Source organism: Danxiaibacter flavus, assembly GCF_041060425.1.
In the GTDB taxonomy this organism is placed as follows: Bacteria; Bacteroidota; Bacteroidia; order Chitinophagales; family Chitinophagaceae; genus Danxiaibacter; species Danxiaibacter flavus.
In genome coordinates this window covers 516044-535423 of sequence record NZ_JAULBC010000006.1, presented here as the reverse complement: position 1 = coordinate 535423, position 19380 = coordinate 516044, and the positions used below count along the sequence as shown (strand labels likewise).

General features: G+C 42.6%; 12 protein-coding genes. 2 read left to right on the top strand and 10 right to left on the bottom strand.

Features of this window, described 5'->3' with window-relative positions; genetic code table 11:
* Nucleotides 1-393: 393 nt before the first annotated feature.
* From QTN47_RS19270 to QTN47_RS19230, 9 genes are all read right to left on the bottom strand, one after another.
* The gene (locus tag QTN47_RS19270) at nt 394-1128 is read right to left on the bottom strand and encodes a 3-keto-disaccharide hydrolase (RefSeq protein ID WP_369331043.1); all 735 of its coding nucleotides are present in this window, start codon (nt 1126-1128) and stop codon (nt 394-396) included.
* A 45-nt stretch (nt 1129-1173) separates the two neighbouring features.
* A complete protein-coding gene (locus QTN47_RS19265) occupies nt 1174-2337 on the bottom strand; it encodes a Gfo/Idh/MocA family protein (protein WP_369331042.1) in 1164 nt (387 codons plus the stop codon).
* 211 nt (nt 2338-2548) lie between these two features.
* Nucleotides 2549-3607, bottom strand: a complete 1059-nt coding sequence (locus QTN47_RS19260) for a sugar phosphate isomerase/epimerase family protein (RefSeq protein ID WP_369331041.1) — start codon at nt 3605-3607, stop codon at nt 2549-2551.
* Nucleotides 3608-3736: 129 nt separating this feature from the next.
* Nucleotides 3737-4990: a class I mannose-6-phosphate isomerase gene (locus tag QTN47_RS19255; RefSeq protein WP_369331040.1), complete on the bottom strand. Its 1254-nt coding sequence runs from the start codon at nt 4988-4990 to the stop codon at nt 3737-3739.
* A gap of 195 nt (nt 4991-5185) precedes the next feature.
* Nucleotides 5186-7906, bottom strand: a complete 2721-nt coding sequence (locus tag QTN47_RS19250) for a c-type cytochrome (RefSeq protein ID WP_369331039.1) — start codon at nt 7904-7906, stop codon at nt 5186-5188.
* 81 nt (nt 7907-7987) lie between these two features.
* Nucleotides 7988-9760 carry a RagB/SusD family nutrient uptake outer membrane protein gene (locus tag QTN47_RS19245; RefSeq protein ID WP_369331038.1) on the bottom strand — a complete coding sequence of 591 codons (1773 nt, stop codon included), beginning with the start codon at nt 9758-9760 and terminating at the stop codon, nt 7988-7990.
* 10 nt (nt 9761-9770) lie between these two features.
* Entirely contained in the window at nt 9771-12884 is a 3114-nt protein-coding gene (locus QTN47_RS19240) for a SusC/RagA family TonB-linked outer membrane protein (protein WP_369331037.1), read from the bottom strand.
* 498 nt (nt 12885-13382) lie between these two features.
* Nucleotides 13383-14549 carry an FG-GAP repeat domain-containing protein gene (locus tag QTN47_RS19235; RefSeq protein ID WP_369331036.1) on the bottom strand — a complete coding sequence of 389 codons (1167 nt, stop codon included), beginning with the start codon at nt 14547-14549 and terminating at the stop codon, nt 13383-13385.
* A 475-nt stretch (nt 14550-15024) separates the two neighbouring features.
* Nucleotides 15025-15909, bottom strand: a complete 885-nt coding sequence (locus QTN47_RS19230) for an alpha/beta fold hydrolase (RefSeq protein ID WP_369331035.1) — start codon at nt 15907-15909, stop codon at nt 15025-15027.
* A 231-nt stretch (nt 15910-16140) separates the two neighbouring features.
* On the opposite strand from QTN47_RS19230, the gene QTN47_RS19225 reads away from it, so the two are divergent.
* Together QTN47_RS19225 and QTN47_RS19220 are read left to right on the top strand one after the other, a co-directional pair.
* Complete coding sequence (locus QTN47_RS19225; RefSeq protein ID WP_369331034.1) at nt 16141-16800, top strand: DUF2306 domain-containing protein; 660 nt, start codon at nt 16141-16143, stop codon at nt 16798-16800.
* 364 nt (nt 16801-17164) lie between these two features.
* On the top strand, nt 17165-18337 hold the full coding sequence (locus tag QTN47_RS19220) for an NAD(P)-dependent malic enzyme (protein WP_369331033.1): 1173 nt from the start codon (nt 17165-17167) through the stop codon (nt 18335-18337).
* Nucleotides 18338-18430: 93 nt separating this feature from the next.
* On the opposite strand, the gene QTN47_RS19215 is transcribed toward QTN47_RS19220, so the two are convergent.
* Nucleotides 18431-19231: a class I SAM-dependent methyltransferase gene (locus tag QTN47_RS19215; RefSeq protein ID WP_369331032.1), complete on the bottom strand. Its 801-nt coding sequence runs from the start codon at nt 19229-19231 to the stop codon at nt 18431-18433.
* Nucleotides 19232-19380: the final 149 nt, after the last annotated feature.

Below are 19380 nucleotides of genomic sequence, written 5' to 3'. Positions count from 1 at the left end.
TGGCTTTAGCCACACTATCCATTTTGGGGACTAAAGCCCTGTTTAAAAGATCAACCAATGTCCGTCAGCTAAAGCAGACGGCAATGAATTGGAGACAACCTGATCTTAATGAAAAGATCTGTCATGCTACTCTTGATTGTGGTTAACCAACTTCTCTCGTCGATAGGACATTAACCTATATCTCAAATAAAAAAAGGCTGACCGCAAACGCCATCAGCCCTTCACCCAAAAAATCCGACTTCCAAAAACTGTCTTTAGATATGTTACAGAAGAAATACCTTTTTATTTAATCGTGCTGTCCGAAAACAAAACCTGACCAAATCAAGGTACTTCGTACCCGTCCGAATGCGCATCCGGCGCGGGTGGGCTTCGTAACCCGTACTTGCCAGGCCTCTATCTCGAAGCTGTTTTATCTTCTACCTTAATACGTATGTTCCTGTATTCCACTTTCATAGTTGGCATTACGTGAACCTGCAGACCAATAAGGCCGGAAGATTTTCTGTTCACAGTATCATCATCGGTCGCATCGCTCATTAACACGCCGTTGATATAATGCTTCAGCCTGTTGCCTTTCGCAACAATTCTGATCTCATTCCACTCGGGTTTGATCAGGGCTTTTAAAGAATCTGAATTTCCAACGGAGCCCGTTACAATTGGCTTTTCGTTGTTCTTCAAATCCACCTGCTGTCCGCGCATGGCCAAAAAGCCGCGACCTCTTTCTTCATAATTCTGACCTGTGTAAGTATTCTTACCATCGATATCAGCCTGGTAACCTTTCAGTCCGTGCTGGACACCGGGAACTGCCTCGCTACGGTATTGCACGCCGCTGTTACCTTCCGGGCTGATCTTGTATTCTGCAACAAATTCAAAATCACCGGGCTGCCCCCCTTTCCAAATCAGGAAAGTATTGTTTTTTAATGGTTTTTCTTTGGTAACCTGACCTACGATCACGCCGTCTTCTACGCGCCAGAATTCCGTATCGGCTTCCCAACCATTCAATGTTTTACCGTCGAATATTTTTACAAAACCTTTTTCTTTTTTGCTTTGGCTGTAGCAGGACTGCATGCCGAAAAGCACGCCGGCAAGCAATATTATTCCTGAACGAACGAATATTTTTTTGTGTTTCATGTTTGAGTTTGATTGATTGTTATAAGTACTGAAATTGACTTAATCTTATTTGATGCAAACATTCACTCCTGTGTCTTTCCAGCTTTTTGAACTTGCAGATTCAAGCACCGCTTCGCAAACCTTCTGAGTTTCCAATGCCTCTTTAAAGGTAGGTTTACAAGGACCACCGGTTTCCAGGCTTTGCAGAAAATCAGCCACCTGGTGAATGAACGAGTGCTCATAGCCAATGCCCAGACCAGGCACCCACCATTTGTCCATATATGGTTGTTCGCCATCAGTGACATGAATGGAGCGCCAGCCACGGAGTGTTGATTCATCTGAATTATCAAAAAATTCAAGGCGGTTCAAATCATGCAGATCCCAACGGATAGATGCATTGGCACCATTGATTTCGAAAGTGTATAATGCCTTATGTCCGCGCGCATATCTTGTTGATTCAAACAAGCCCAGTGATCCATTCTCAAAATGACAATGGAAAACACAAGCATCATCAATACCAACTTTTTCAACTTTACCGGTTAACTGGTGCATGCGTTCTTTCACAAATGTTTCGGTTACAGCAGATACATCTTTGATACTTCCGTTTAACCACATCGCTGTATCGATGCAATGGGCAAGCAGATCACCTGTAACGCCTGATCCCGCAACACTTGCGTCCATGCGCCATAAGCCTTCACCACCTTGCGGAAGATTGGCATTGATTGTCCAGTCCTGCAAAAAGTTTGCGCGGTAGTGATAAATCTGACCAAGCTTTCCCGATTCAATAATTTTTTTGGCCAGTGTAACTGCCGGAATACGGCGATAGTTATACCATACGGTATTCGCCACACCAGCCTTTTCTACAGCATCTACCATTTCCTGCGATTCAGCCAGCGTACGGGCCAACGGCTTTTCGCACAACACCATCTTACCTGCTTCAGCAGCTGCAATAGCTATTTCAGCATGTGTATCGTTGGGCGTACATATATCCACAGCATCGATATCATCGCGGGCAATTAATTTTTTCCAGTCAGTTTCAACAGAAGCATATCCCCATTGATCTGCAAATGCACGAGCCTTTGCTTCATTGCGCGCGCAAACAGCCTGCAACACAGGTGTGTATTGCAACGCCGGAAAAAAATTGGGAACACGTCTGTAGCCGTTGGAGTGCGTTCTTCCCATAAAACCACACCCGATTAATCCTATTCGTAATTCTTTTTTATTTGACATTTGAATGTTTTTTGAGAAGGTGTCAGGCTTCAGGTATCAGGTTTCAGGTCTTATACCTTGTACCTTATACCTTATACCTTATACCTTATACCTTTTATTTTACACCTTATTCCTTACACCTTATAGCTGATACCTGACACCTCATACCTCATACCTCATACCTGATACCTGATACCTGATACCTGATACCTGATACCTGTTACCTCACGCCTCACACCACTCCCGCCAGCTTCTTCTCTTCAGCATACCATCCATGTGCCTCACGAACTTTAATCATTGCGGCCAGGATGTCGTTCCATGTTTTTTGTTGCAGCATCACTTCATTGGGAAACATACAACCATCCCAACAAATGTGCTGGAAGGCTTTGGTGAGATTACCATTCTCATCGCGAAGCCAGAAACCAGCAGCTTCAGTAATATCTAATTTACCATTTGGATCTGTAGCCAGGCAGTGACGGCCTGTTTTATCATGAGAACCAGTGCCATGTACGGTTCCATCATTTTGTGCGACGTGGAAATCAATTGTCCACGGACGAAGCGCATTGGTTAATTTCCTTAAACCGTCATTCAATGTTTTTTTATCGCTCCAATCAAAATTTTCAGGAAGAATCCTGTCTTCCGGACTGTTATATCCCAACAGGTATAACAGCGTATGCGACATATCTGCCTGGAAACCGATATTAGGACGACCAACTGCTTCTAGCGTATCTATCATGGCCTTCCAGCTATGCATGCCGCCCCAACAGATCTCACCTTCTGCGGCAAGGTGCTCTCCGTAATCGGCAGCAACATCACATGCTTCGCGGAAAGTCTGCGCAATCAATTGGGTATTATTTACAGGATCTTTTGACCAGTCTTCAGGTTTGCATGCAGAATCAATGCGCACCACACCGTAATGTCTTACGCCTAGTTCTTTTAGTTTCTGCCCTATCTGGCATGATTTGCGCACCATTTCTACAAAAGTTGCGCGGTCTTCTTTGGACCCCATAGCAGGACCACCCCATATCGGAGCCACAAGGCTTCCAACATTCAGGTTAAGCGATTGCAACTTATCAGCAAGTCTTTTCCAGTCATCATCAGATGCATCTATTTTAAAATGAGGTTCTAATAATCCTATATCGATGCCGTCAAACTTCACTCCGTTAACTTCTGCTTTTGAAGTAAGTTCAAGAAATGTATCAAATGGAATCGGTGGCTCGGAATCAGGTCCTTTACCAACAATACCGGGCCATGTTGCATTATGCAGTTTGGGATAGTTATTTTGTTGCATATCGTTAGAATTTTTAAATGTGCAAATTTGAAAATGTGCAAATTTGAAAAATGCAAATGTGCATGTGTGCCAATGCGCGAATAGAACAACGTGCTTTGCATTTGCATATTTGCACATTCACCCATTTTCTCATTTCGCCAAATCAGGATTATTCGGGCCGAAATGTTTTAGCATTACGATAGGATCTGTGGCAGAAAGGTTTACAATCTTCACCCCATCCTTCGCTGCTTTTTCGCTTACAAAGAATTCATCGTTGGTTAACTGGCCATAACGAATAAGTGCTGGTGTTTCAATATCCCACACACCCATTTGTCCGTGCCCCTGCATCATGATAAGTCCGTATGCAGCGCTGTCTTTTATCACAACAGTTTCACCCGGGAATACAGTCAATTCTTTAGCACTAAATGCATCAGACTTGTAGCAAACCCAATTTTCAATATAACCTTCTGCTTTCATTTCTTCAACGGGCTTAACAGGTTTTGGAGCCATGAACCTGTTTTCCATTGTATTGGGATCAACATTCAGCTCCCAGTCAAGCACATCAATCAATGAATCAAAATCACCTACGCTTTCTTTTGGTGATCCGTTCCATAATAACTCTTCAGGAATGATGGCTTCATTCACCAATGACTGATACATGGCAAACACATCGGAAGCTTTTTGTGGCTCATATGTACACATACTTCCCGGCGCGTGCAATAATCCCGGAGGTACATCCCAACCTGTACCCGGCTCTAATTTATAAGCCTGTGAATAGTTGGTTATTTTGTTATCTCCTTTTGTAAAGTTCACCAGGCATTCGCGGATCTGCTCTTTGGTTGTACCGGGCGCAATACCAATAAATGTATAAGGAAAATCACCACCATGGTTGTTCAACTGAGGAGGAAAATAATAAGCCTCGGGCTTTCCTTTCTGACCTATTAAAGCAGCCTTTTCATCATTGTGATGCACGTGATGGGGCAAAGGTCCCATATTATCGAAGAACTTGGAATACATTGGCCAGCTTTGGTATTCATTCCAGATACGGTCACCTATCAGTTCTCCCTTTAATTCGTCTATTGCATCTTTCAATAATACTTTCTCTCCTTTATCGCCGTCGTTAACCACAACAAAGCTCAGGCCCTCATGCTCACCAGTTAAGGGGCCATTCTTTGCCGGTGTTGTTGAAGAAAGCCATCTTTCGTCAATACCACCCCGTTGTCCACCTAATACATAATAATCATCGGGATGAAGTTTTATTCTGCGACCTGGCACACAAAATGAACGAGGCACCCATGTAGGCGCCAGGCGCAAAATACCTTGTCCCTGTTCCAATGCTTTTTGTGCGAGTGATAATGTCGCAGTTTTTCCGTTATTGTTTTGAGAAAGCGATAATGTTTCCATTTTATTTGTATTAAAGTGATACATTTTTTATTTGAACCAGTTAAACCACGGAGACACGAATAACACTAAGAAACACGGAGTAAACCATGGGAAAAAGCCTCAACGTGTCGCCATTTTGTTGTGTCGGTTGCGTAAAACTTCTTCTATAAATTCTTTGTGCTTCTTTGTGTTGTTCGTGTCTTCGTGGTTTAAAAATTATTTTCCTGCAGTTTCCTTTGCAGAGAAAATGGTGTCTTTGGGATTGCCACCAGCTTTCAGGTAAGCAAGCAAATCTTTTAATTCTTCGGGATTCAACCTGTTGATCATTCCCGGAAGCATTGGCGATACTTCTGAAACTCTCGTACGTAACACATCATCTTTAGGAATTTCTCTTACAGTCTGAGGCGCAAAAGGATTCTGAGAAATGACATATTTACCAGCTTCCTGTGTGATCAATCTTCCTACAACAGAACTACCATCTTTCAGATAAAACACAGTTGCACCGTATTGGTCAGAAATTGTTTTGCTGGGATCAATGATGGCTTCCAACATGTCTTTATAAGAGAAGCGCGTACCCAATTGCGTAAGATCCGGGCCTGCCGTTCCACCTTCGCCACGCATATTGTGACAAGAGATACATAGTGAAGCCGCGAACATTGCTTTACCTCTTTCAAAGTTGCGGTGATAGATACCACTGTCTGCAACTTTTACTGCATCATCCAGTTTCCAGTTTCTCCACGGACCTTTTGGTTGCATTGCGCCTTTTGCAAGGTTTGTATTAGAACTATTGGCCAGTGTTTCGCCTGACATTTTATCGTAATAAGCAAACTTATCTTTAGATACATTTTCCAAACCTTTCTTTCTTGCACCATCAATAAAGCCTATAAAGCTGTGTCCCCCTTTGTAATCAAACGCACTGTTGAACCATTTGAAATAAGTCTCCTGCGTTTGAGGTGTCCAACCAGTTTTTACCTGGCTTAAAACGGTTGCATAGAAAGTGGCCTGCATTGGCGGAACTTTTGAAAGCATACCTGCGATATCCATTCCGTATTGCGGATTACGCATGATAAGGTCAGATGATTTTGTAAATGTTTCCTGTCCGGAACTGTTATCATCTTTAGCTTCTGCCAACAATGGAACTGTTTTAGCAACAAAGTCGGGCGCATCCAGGAACCCAAGCAGTTTGCTCAATTCCCTGTTTAGTTCATTACCACCTTTTGCAGGATAATGCGGATTCAAATAAGCAATTACAGCCGTTTTTGAAATAGCATCAGGCGCACCCATACGCGCGAATACCAATTCAAATGCACGTAACAGATCTATCTGCTGTGATTCAGATAATTTTGCATAATCAACCTGCTGCAAAGCATTTAATGCCTGAGCTTTATCATTAGGATCACCTTTACGGGCCAGGGCTATCATCGCCTGTGTTAAAGCAACCGGATCTTTTTCTGCCAGTGCTTTAGCTTTCCATTCACTTACAGGATTATTTTCTACTGCAATTCTTGCTGCAAAACGGATGAACCTGTCATTATCTTTCAAATAAGGCCATGCAAAATCTACTGCACCGGCTTTAGGCGCACCATGGTACTCCTCCAGCTTTCTGCGAAGCTTTTGTGCATCTGTTAATTCAGGCGCTTTCAACGCATCAGTATTATCCTTACTGTCTTTATAGTAAACGCGATAAAGATCAGATTCCAGTCTGCGACCTCCTGTGAGGAAATATAATGCTCCATCAGGACCAACAACTCCATCTGTTAATGGCAGTGGTGAACCGGATACAAACTCCTCTCCTTTTGCTTTATAAGAAGCACCTTCGGCGTCAAGATGAATCGCGTAGATGATACCAAAACTCCAGTCAAAAGCAAAAATTGACTTGCGGTATTTTTCAGGAAAATGACTATTGGCACCGGATACAACGTTTGTTGGTGAACCCTGGCCAACATTTAATATTGCAGGAAGGTTATCAGGAAATACCGGTGACCATTTGTCTGTACCTGGTCTCCATCCAAATTCACTTCCGCTTGTCACGTGACAAATACGAGTAGGGCGATACCATGGGGTACCAAAATCCCACTCCATATCTGAATCATAAGTAAACATATCGCCAACATCGTTGAACGCAAGGTCAAATGGATTGCGGAAACCAGAGCTGATCAGTTCCCAGTCGTTACCGGTGGAATCAACGTGAGCAATCCAGCCGCCGTGCCAGTTTACGGTGTTATCATGCCCGTTAGGATCTTTAACTAGCGGAAGAATGTTGTCAATTTTAGAATCTGGTTTACTGCGGTAACGATTCATCTCAGGGATCTTTGTGAAGTTACCGGCAATTACATACAATGATTTTTTATCCGGGGATAAAACAATACTATGAGGACCATGCTCACCTTCGCCTTCCAGCTTTTTCAGCAACGTGATTTTATCAAACTGATCGTCACCATTAGTATCCTGCAAACGGTACAAACCACTTCCTTTTTCAAAAGCACTATCGCTGTTGTGATTGATCATCACATACAAGCTGTTGAATGCCCACAACAAGCCGTGCGCATAACCGATATCTACTTTGTTGTTTGCCGTATCTTTTTCCGGAACAGCGATACGTTCAATTTTTACTTTGGTAACAGTATCACCAATTGCAGGCAATTGCATACGATACAATGTACCGTACTGATCTGAAGCGATCAGCCTGCCTTTGTCATCGAATGTCATGGACACCCATGAACCTTCTTCGTTTTCTGAAGGCCCATACAGGTGATCTGCGTGAAAACCTTCAGGCAGCTTAAGGTTGGCCACCTTGGGATCTGATGATAGTTTTGAATCAGCCTTTAAATCGCTGCTGTTTTTACAAGAGACATACAACAGACATAAAGCCCCTCCCGTAAATAACTGCAGCTTTTTAAGCATGGAATGACAATCAAAATTTCTCCTTTTCTTCATAGTTGCGCTTGTTTTAATTCAAAATGGTTTGGTCATTTATCTGATTTTTAAATGACCAAACCAACATGATACTTTATAAAATTAATAACCTGGGTTCTGCACTAATTTGTTATTCTTGTTCACCTCGCTTCTCGCGATGGGGAAGAAATAACATTTGTCTAACCACGCACCTAACTGAATTTCAATTGGTGTAATCTGGGGTATCGTTGCTGTTGTATGATCGGGATTCAGCGGGTATAAAACACTCACGCCGTGCATGGTATGATAAGCCTGGTCTGCAATTAACCATCTGCGAACATCAAAAAATCTGTGTCCTTCATATGCAAGTTCAACTCGTCTTTCGTTACGCAAGCGCTGGCGCAATGCATCTCCGGTTTCTGAAGCTGGAATATTTGGCATTCCGGCTCTGGTCCTAATCATATTCATGTAAGTCTTGGCTTCTTCATACTGACCTAACTCAATGCAAGCTTCGGCGTAATTTAAGAGTATTTCTCCATACCGGAAATATCTGAAGGTTAAATCTTGATAAGTTACCTGGATATCAACATTCGGATCAATGTATTTCTTCATGGTTGCGCCGGAAGTATTGTTGTTCCATGAGTTGGCAACACTGTTACGGGAATCAAGTCCGTACACATTTACTTTTTGACCATTTTCCCATTTTTCCCATGTTCCTGTCTGGAAAACACCAACGGGATCAAGGCTCTGCAGGTCTTTGGGGCGCGGCCTCCATTTGGCACCTTCGTACAGAATTGTTCCGTAAAAACGAGGGTCCCTGTTTTTGTATGGCTCTTTTGCCTGGGCTGCGTTGTCCCTGCTGAATTTAGTTCCATCGCTCATTTCATAAGAATCCACCAATTCATTTACAGCACCTACACCACCGTTGCCATACCATCCGTTTGGTGTTACGTCCCAGCCGTTAACACCTTTACCAATAGCTGCATTGAAGAAGCGGATAAAAATATCCTCCTGGGTAGGCAGTTTGGAAGTAAAGATAGAAGCGTAATTGTCTGCAGGAGAAGAACCAGGAGCCGGAACAGCCTGGTATAAACCATAAAGATTCATGTCCATAACTGCTTTAGCTGCATTCTTTGCCGCTGTCCAGCGATTTATTTTATCGTCTGTTTTGTACCCCAGCAACTCCGGATTGGAAAAACCGTTTGTAAGAAATTGGTTTTTTGTTGGATTGTGCTGATCACTTGCTGCATAAAGCAATGTTCTTGCTTTCAATGCAAGCGCTGCACCTTTTGTTGCACGGCCAAGATTATCGCCTGTCTCTACATCAGGTAATAACGCTGCCGCCTTGTCGCACTCACTTACAATAAAGTTGATGCAATCTTCATAAGAGCTGCGTTCAATATTAAAATCATCATTCAGGCCATACACTTTTGTAACCAGCGGTACTCCGCCAAAATAACTAACAAGGTTGTGGTAGTCCCATGCGCGCAGGAATGTAACCTCACCGGTCATCCTGTCTACAAGTGCTTTATCAAATGTCATTTCAGACACTTTATCAAGAAAAATATTACAAGCGCGAATGTCAGCATAGTTGCCGTTCCAGTTACCCCAGTTATTGGCGTTGTCAGGCGTAACAAGACAGTTACCAATATCAAAGCTTGCTTCCTGGCGGCTGCGGGACTCATCAACAGTACCGGCATTGAAGTCCCATCCCCACCCGATATCTCCGTAAATCTTATTTACAAAAGCTTCCGTAAGTGCAGGATCGCCCCATACATCTTCTGAAGAAAACTGATCTAATGGCTTCTTATTCAGATAGTCTTTTGCGCAGGACGCAAACGATAATATGAAAGCCAGGCAAAGAATCGATTTATATAAGTTATTTAAGTTTCTCATTGTTCAGTGTTTAGAAATTAACAGATAGACCTGCGTTTAAAACCTTCATCAGCGGATACACCTGGCTATTTACCCAAATTGATCTGTCATCCTGGTTAGGAGATTCAGGGTCGAAGTCCTGCATTTTTGTAATGGTAATCAGGTTCGCACCGCTTACATAAATCCTCAGTCCGGTAAGTCCCCATTTCTTAATCAGGCTGCTTGAAAAATTATAACCCAGTTCAACACTCTTCAATCTCAGGTAATCACTGCTTCTTACCCAGTAAGTATTGTTTGGCGCACCATCTGTCATCCAGTATTCTTTACTACGGTTCCATGTTCTTGGTTTCTTCGCATCAATGTTATCTTCTGTCCAGCGGCCTTCAATATCATGTACCAAAAAGTTTCCGGCTTCTCCGGAGAACGTACGGTAAGATCTTTCTGCTCCTGCTGCTCCCTGGATCAAACCTGACAGATAAAAGTTCTTATAGCCAAGATCGAATGAAAATCCGCCGGTAACAGTTGGAATATCTGTCTTATAGTCTCTTTTCTGATCAAGTCCATCTATTTTACCATCTTTATTTACATCTTCAAAGATCAAATCACCAGGACGGGCACCGGCCCAGTGCGGATAATTATCAACTGCTTTCTGATCTCTGAACACGCCGATTGCCTGGTAGTACAGCTGCGCATTCATCGGGTGTCCTGTTGTTTGCTGATAGCTTGGCACACCAGGCGTTTCATCCCAGAACATGATCTTATTTTTAGCATACGCCACGTTAGCAGATACCGCGTAAGTAAATGCACCTGCACGGTTATTATAGCCTACCTGTGTTTCAAAGCCCTGGTTAAGTACCTCTCCAATGTTCTGTCTTGGCAATGACAAACCTGTTGTTGCAGGCACTGAAGCGTTTCTCCACCAAAGGATATTTGAACGATAGTTGTGGAAGTAATCTGCGGTGATAGACAATTTTCCGTTGAACAATTGTGCATCAAAACCGATATTGCCCTGGTCTGCAATTTCCCAGGTAACATCAGGATTGGGAATACGTAATTCACTCACCTGTTTAACAGCTACACCACTATTGAACACATATGTGCCGCTGTAGCCATAGCTTGACAGGAACTGGTATGGATCGATGCGGTCATTACCTGTTCTGCCAAGAGAACCACGGATCTTCAACTCATTGATGAAGCTGATATTGTTCTTCCAAAAATTTTCCTGGGAGACACGCCAGCCTAGTGATACACCAGGGAAGAAACCGTACTGTTTATGCTCGGGGAAGATGTAAGAGCCATCATATCTGAACACAAATTCTGCAAGATATTTTCCCTGATAGGCATAGTTCACACGACCGAAGTAATTTAAACGCGCATTCTGGCTGGCTGTACCGGTATTATCTTTTAACAGATCACCACCAGCAAATAATTCATCAAGTGCAGTTGAAGTAAAGTTTCTGCGATAAGCGGAGAAGAACATCAAATCACCTGAAATACGTTCCGTACCCAATAATGCTTTAACTGCATGATCGGTACCAATAGTTGTTTCATAATTGATCAAAGCATTAAGAGTAGTGCGTTGTGTATTATTCAGAGATTCTGTCAACCTTGCATCAGAAAACCCTCTGATGCCTTTTGTAAGGATGGGTTGGTTATTTGCATCATATCCCGTAAGTGTGTACAAGTACCAGGGTTTTTGAAATAGCTTTCTGGTAAGCAAGTTTTTATCGAAAGATGCATTACCTGTGACACTTAAACCTTTAACCCATGGTATGCTGATATCCAATTTCAAATTACTTTGAAAAATATAAGCAATGTTTTTATCGTAGCCCGTTGCATCCGTTACGATCACTGTAGAGTTTGCACCGTACTCAACATCCGGACCAGGCAAGCCGTTGGGCCATCTTGCAGGCAGATAAGGATATGCACGGTTCATTGCCCAGAAAGGATTTAATGCACCTTCCCCGGTAATGCCGGAATAGTTCCTGTTTTCCTGGTTACCTTGCAGATCAAGACTTAACTTGATACTGTTTGAGATCTTCGCATCAATATTACTTCTGAAATTTGTTTGAGAATAATTGGTTGCACTATTGTAGTACATTCCATCCTGGTAATTGTGACCAATAGAGATAAGATACTTGATATTATCAGAACCACCACTTAGTGACATGTTACCATAGTATTGTGGTGACCACGGCTTTACTGTTTCTTTAAACCAGTCTGTATTTGGATGTCCCCAGGGATCAGAACCATCCTTATACTTCTGGATGTCTTCATCTGTATAACGCAGTGGCTCATTTGCATAATGTTTGATCTCATTGATCAACTGTGCATAGGTTGCAGCATCAGCCATCTTAGGCAATACAGTTGGAGAAGTCATCGCACCATTCATGTTGATCTGCAACTGTGGCTTACCTGACAAACCGCGTTTTGTTGTTACAAGAATTACACCGTTAGCAGCCTGCGCACCATAGATGGCAGCGGAAGCATCTTTAAGTACGTTTACGGAAGCAATGTCTGCAGGATCAAGTCTGTCAATACTTCTGTTAGCGATACCGTCAACTACAATTAACGGAGAGTTGTCGCCTAATGTATTCGATCCTCTTATTCTCAATAAAGACGCATCGTTACCAGGTTCGCCGGTACGTGTAACAGCAACCAAACCAGGCAGACGACCACCCAGTGAGTTGGTCACGTTTGGTAAGGGAGACTTCTGCAATACATCTCCTTTTACTGAAGCAACAGAACCGGTTAAAGTAGCTTTTTTAGTACTGCCGTAACCAACCACAATCACGTCGTTCAAATTACTTTCAGTAGCTTTTAAGCTTGCATTTACAACAGATTTGCCATTTACAGCAACCTCCTGAGATGCAAAACCTATAAAAGAAAATACAAGCACTGCGTTTTTGCTAACGCTTACTGTAAAGCTTCCCTTATCATCGGTTGCAGTTGCAACTTTTCCATCCTTGATACCAACCGACACACCTGCAATGGGTGCATTCTTTGAAGCATCTGTAACAGTTCCGGTAACCTTAATTACGTCTTGCGCGTGCAAGCCGGCAGCAAGTAAAAATGTAGTGAGCAGGCATAGTAAACGTTGTAAGGGTATTACAACAAACTTACCTGAAATGTGAGCTCTTTTCATATAGCAATAGTTTGTTAGAACATAAACTTAGAAACTCTTTTACGTTAAACCGTCCTGAGCCATCCTGAAATAAACATGTTTTATTTTTATTTTTTTCGAAACAAAAAAAATGCATCAAACTATTATGTTCATACTATTAAACATTTTATCGAAACGCTTATAAATAAAGGAACACAGCATATCATTATGCGATCATTTATGCTGAAAAAAACAGTTGAAAGCCTGATGCAATAAAAAAACATCTCGTTCAAATTGTGATTAAAACACAGCTCAAACGATCAGGGGTTAAGCAACCGATATAACTAGTTATAGAGATGTGCAGTTATATTATTTAATATTCAGTTATTCACTTAAGGTACTGTGATTATTATTCGGATATCATGCTAATAATGGTCTTGGTATTCCAATCGCCTCATGCGTTTTCGCAATTTTTTTTTATTTATCCAATAGCCAATTCACATACAGCTGATCTGACAGCAATCGAGCAGCCGATGTCTTTTATTCCGAACCTTTATTATAAAAAACATATAGACCATCTTTACCGGCAACAACAATATCTTTTTTGCCGGATCCTGTCAGGTCATTAATGCTAAAATAAATTCCTGCGCCTTTGCCCTCACCAAAAGGGCCGTAGCTAATGATTTGTTTTGTAAAAGCGCTTCCATTCCATTTATAATAATAAATACCCAGCGGGTCTGTTTCACCCGGATCATTTCCGTTGTGTGCGCGGTAACGTTTACCGGTCACCAGTTCATCTTTCCCGTCACCATCAATATCCACCCATTGCATGGTATGGAACTGTGAATTATATGGATCGATCGAGTGTTTGATCCAGGCAGATTTCTGACCTTTCTTTTGTTCATACCAATCGAGACCATAATCGTGTCCTTGCCCAACTATGATATCCGCAGTGCCATCACCATTTACATCGGTAATAATGATAGGTACACTCGAAGTGCCGAGGTTGAAATCCTTGTGAAATGTCCATTTACCCTGATATGGATCTTTTGGTGCTTCAAGCCAACCTTCACTTAACACAAAATCATTTGTGCCATCACCATTAATATCACCGAAACCGAGCCCGTGACCGGACTTGCCATCCATAATTTTATATGCTTTAAATGTTCCTGTGCCTTTACCATTATTATCAGTAACAAGTTTGTAGATAACAAAATTATCATTAGGTGTATTGGGTATAATTTCAACAATACCGTCACCATCAATATCCCAGCCACGTGTTGTTTCTATATTACCTGCTTCAGCTATTAAGTGTTCTTTCCATTCTTTGTCCGCACCCGGATTTTCACGCCACACCAGGCTTTTACCAAACCATCCGCCAGTAACGAAGTCCGTCAAACCATCTCCATTAACATCAAGTGGAATGGTTGAAAAGTCGTCCCAGTATTCGCCGAATTGTTTGGGCGCTCCAATAAAATGACGTTTAAAATAACCTGGTCCTTCATACCAGTATGCACCTGAAACTATATCGGGAATTTTATCATTATTGACATCAAATACGCCGGCTGATTCAAAACTTTCTGCAGCGATCTGTTTTTTGACAAATTTCACGGGTCGTGCGGGCTGCGCAGATGTATGTCCGTTAGATTGTGAAAATGTGGAAACGCAAATAAGAGTGACTATAGCAAGCAAACAACTTTTGTACATATCAGGAATTTATGCAAATCACGCGTAAGATATATGATAGGTTTAGTTAAGTCGTCCTGTACTGTGCTGCTTGTTTAGGAACCACGGAGACACAAGGACACAGAGAAACACAAGGGATTTTGAACCACAGAGGCACAGCGACATGGAGAAGCACTACGAAGGTTTTGCCACAAAGACGCTACGGCGCAAAGATGCACAAAGGGGTTGGAACCACGGAGGCACAAGGGCACGGAGAAACACGTTTTTTTGCCACAAAGCCGCTAAGACGCAAAGGAGCACGAAGATTTTGAAACACAAAGACACAAAGTACGCAAGAAACACGAAGTTAAGACGCGCAAGCGCAGAAAGGGCACGAAGCTGTGATTGCGATCACCCCTTCGCTAAGAAAAACGTATAACGTACAACGTATAACTTAAAACAACCCAGGTCTCGCTGCGTCGCTGCTACTTTGCGCTCGTTGCGTGAAACCGTCACATCAATGGATCGGGGCATCAAGAAAATCCGGAACAACTGCCAGCAGCCAATCAGTGTGCATCATGATGCCGACGTGGGTTGTGGCTGGAAATATGGCGAGGCGCGAGTTTGGAAGGCCACGAAGATCGCCCATTTGTCCGCCGCCCAGCAACCGGAACATCTCCGCAGCATGTTCTGGTTGTACACCATCGGAGTCGCCGAGAATGATGCATGCCGGTGATTTAATGGCTTTTACTTTGTCTGCACCAAAATCATACGACTTAGAAACAAAATCACGCATCTTACTGACAAATTGTTCGAAATGTTTTGGATCAGGAGCTATACTGTCATAAAGTGTTTTCAAAGGCGTTTTGGAGAACGCTTCCGCTGAAATGGTTGGAAATATTGTTCTTGTCTCCGGATACCATCCGTCAAATTTATATACAGCGGAAACAATGACAAGCTTTCTTACAATTTCCGGATGCCGGATAGCTACCTGTAATGCAACGCCACCACCAAGGCTATAACCCATTATGTTAGCGCTGTCTATTTTTAAAAACTTCAATAACGATGCAACGTCGTCCGCCAGACTCTCAAAAGAAAATGGCCGGTCGATATCCGCGGTGCGCCCGTGCCCCTGCAGATCAACTGCAATTACCTTATATTTTTTTGACAATTCCGGCATCAACTGTCCGAAAGCGGTTCCGGTGTTCATGAAAGCTCCATGTAACAAAATCAGTGGCGTTCCGGAACCCTGCATTTCATAATACATTTTAAGACCGTTCACATTGGCGTAACCGGTCTGTAATTGGCTATTCTGAGCGAACAGAGCATTACTAAAGATAAACAACAGCATAACTGCGTACGCTGTTATTACCAAACGAACAGAATTTATTGATCTACACATATCCCTATTTTTAAAAGTGATTTGATTCTTTTGCCCCAATATTGAGGTATGCTTCGTAAATACAAACTTACTTTTTAGATCATGTTTTTTAAACCACTGAAAGCGACAATTAGCGGGTGGTTTGCGACAGTCGGGCCTGCAATTCTTTTGTCGCACAGTGTTTGCCTTTCATATAAAAAATCAATTTCCGATACTGAATGATCTTACTTTCATAAAAACAAGCAGGGCAACATGAGTAAATCATTACAAATACAAAAGCTGCCAGGCATACTGCGCATTATAATGTTTGTTCTGGTAACAATCGGCATAGCAATGATTGCAAGAAGAATTCTCGCGATCTATGGCATTATTCCTTCATTTTCTCCAAACGGAGAACCGCCTTTTGACACAGGGTTTGCAAAACATCCGGCAATAACATTGTTGCACATTCTGCCAGGGTCCTTATTTATGATACTTGGTCCCTGGCAATTTATACCAGGCATCCGTAACAGGCATGTTCGCTTTCACAGGATCAGCGGCACAATATTTATCATCGCTTCATATATCGTTGGTATTTCCGCTCTTTGTATGCCATTTATCATGATGCCTATCGGAGGTATAAATGAAGCTGCCGGAAGCATGCTGTTTGCGATCTTCTTTCTAGTTGCATTAAGCCGCGCGTGGTGGTATATTTTAAGAAAGAATCAAACGCTTCATCGTGAATGGATGATCCGAGCGTTTGCAGTCGGCCTGGCAGTAAGCACTATCCGTCCGATAATTGGATTATTTTTCGGATTGTCAGGTTTATCTCCGCATGTATTTTTTGGAACCGCATTCTGGATTGGCTTTACGCTTCATCTTATTGTAGCTGAAGTATGGATAAATTATACGAGACCGGTAACATATTTATAAACTTCTTTTGGAACTCACCTCAGATAACTTTGTTAAAACCGTTTCTTTTTCATGTTCTTTTGGCTTGATCCAAAAGTCCCCCGCCTGAATGACGACAGTCGGGCAGGAAAAGATCAAGGCAAACATCCGCCATGATGATTCTGTTCGGACGGGCGGCCCCTGGCACCATACCTCACACCTTACACCTCGCACCAAAATTCCCAAACAATGACATTATTCATGTTTCCCGGCTTTTGTGTTTGATAATTTTGTGCACCCTAAAAAACGCAGATTAATTACGGCGTTAAATAAGGTGCCTGTTGCCATTGAAACATTCCCGCATGTTTCGGCAACAACAAAAATTCAATGCAAAAGCATTTCCAATATGATATTAAAAAAGCAGGCTTTACAAAAGCATGAGGAGTGGGCAGGAAAAATTGGCATAAGCTGTAAAGCGCCCATTAATACAAGAGAAGAGTTGAGTATCGCGTACACGCCAGGCGTTGCAGAGCCGTGCATGGCAATTGCTGAAGACACAACATTATCGTACACATACACAGGAAGAGGCAACCTGGTAGCTGTTATTACCGATGGCACCGCTGTTCTGGGCCTGGGGGATATCGGTCCTGAAGCAGGCATGCCGGTGATGGAAGGCAAATGCGCTTTGTTCAAAACTTTTGCAGGCATAGATGCAATTCCGTTGTGCATTCGATCTAAAAATGTTGACGAAATTATTAACACGGTAAGATTACTCTCTGGCAGCTTTGGCGGCATTAACCTGGAAGATATTTCGGCACCGCGATGTTTTGAAATTGAGCAAAGATTGAAGGAGGAATGCGACATTCCGGTATTTCATGATGATCAACATGGAACCGCGGTAGTTACACTTGCTGCAATGCTTAACGCACTCAAAATCGTAAATAAAGATATCCGCGATATAGAAGTCATTGTTAACGGATCGGGCGCAGCCGGCATTGCGATAACAAAATTATTGATGCACATGGGCCTGAAAAAAGTAATTCAATGCGACCGGACCGGAGCCATTTATGCAGGCCGGAACTATTTGAACAAAGAGAAAACTGAAATAGCCAAAATCTCTAACCTGCAAATGAAAAAAGGCAAGCTTTCAGACGTAATAAAAGGCGCCGATGTTTTTATTGGTGTATCAGCTCCCGATGCTTTGACCGAAGATGATGTAAGATCCATGGCAGTTGATCCGATCATTTTCGCGATGGCCAACCCAACGCCGGAAATAATGCCTGATGTTGCGCTTCATGCAGGCGCAAGGATTGTAGGTACAGGCAGATCAGACTTTCCAAATCAAATCAATAATGTACTGGCTTTTCCTGGCATTTTCCGGGGAGCGCTTGATTGCCGGGCAAGTGATATCAACAATGAAATGAAAATAGCAGCAGCCAAAGCCATTGCAGGCATTATTAAACCCGATGAGCTACATGAAGATTATATTATACCAGATGTATTTGACAAACGGGTGGCCACTTATGTAGCTTATGCCGTTGCTGAAGCAGCAAGGATGACGGGAGTTGCAAGGAAGTAAAGAAATGTCTCTTATATAAAATGGCGATTAAAAATCGCCATTTTCTGTTTTATATTTTCCCGTGAAAGATTAGATAAATAATTGTAGTCGCTCTTATACCTTCCCTCTCACATCTTTCAACTTAACAATCATCGATTCAGCGTCCTCTTTTATCCATGCGTTATATTCATCAATTGCTTTAAGGCGCTCCTCCTCAGAAACAAACCCACTTTTTACAACCTGTGGACCGCGTAATTCAGCGACTTTTGACCATAGACCGAGTTTGTCCGCGAAGGACTCCTCTCCTTTCTCCGCTATTTCATCAGCATTGATTGTTTCGATAGAATGAAAGCCCAGCTTTTCAAAAAGCTGAGGCAGATGATCTGCTATTTCGTTATCCATACCTGCATCAGCCCGCCAGTCTAAAAATGCCTGGTAAAACTTTCTCATGCTTGCCGGAGGTCCCGGCGTCCATTCGAGCTTTGTGTGATTGTAATCTAATATTGAGATCTGTCCGCCGGGTTTTAATAACGTCCTGAATTTCTCTAAAGCCTGTTCAGGATTATTCAGCCATTGCAGTACACGTGCGGAAACAATAAGATCAAATTTTCCGGGCGGATCATATTCAAACAGGTTCGCTTCAATGAGCTCAAGATTTTTGATATCAGCAAAGTCGGCTTTACCTTTCGCAATCAGGTGATCGCTGCTATCGATGCCTGCAACATGCCCTTCGTCACCAACAACTTCTGCTATGCCGGCAGAAATGGCGCCGGTTCCGCAGCCAACATCCAGCACTCGCATGCCTTTTTTTAAGATGGGCAACAATGTGGAATAACTGTTTTGTAAACTCCTGCTATCTAAAACTTTCGATGTGCCTGCCGGCATCTTTGCTCTTTCTGTTGCGTCTATTCTCATAAGAAACACAATATAATGCTTTTGAACCACGGAGACACAACGGCGCGGAGAAACACAGCGATTTTTTGAAACACGAAGACACGAAGTGCGCAAAGAAGCACGAAGTTTCATTTCAACCACGCAGACAGGTAGACATTGAGAAGCATGGA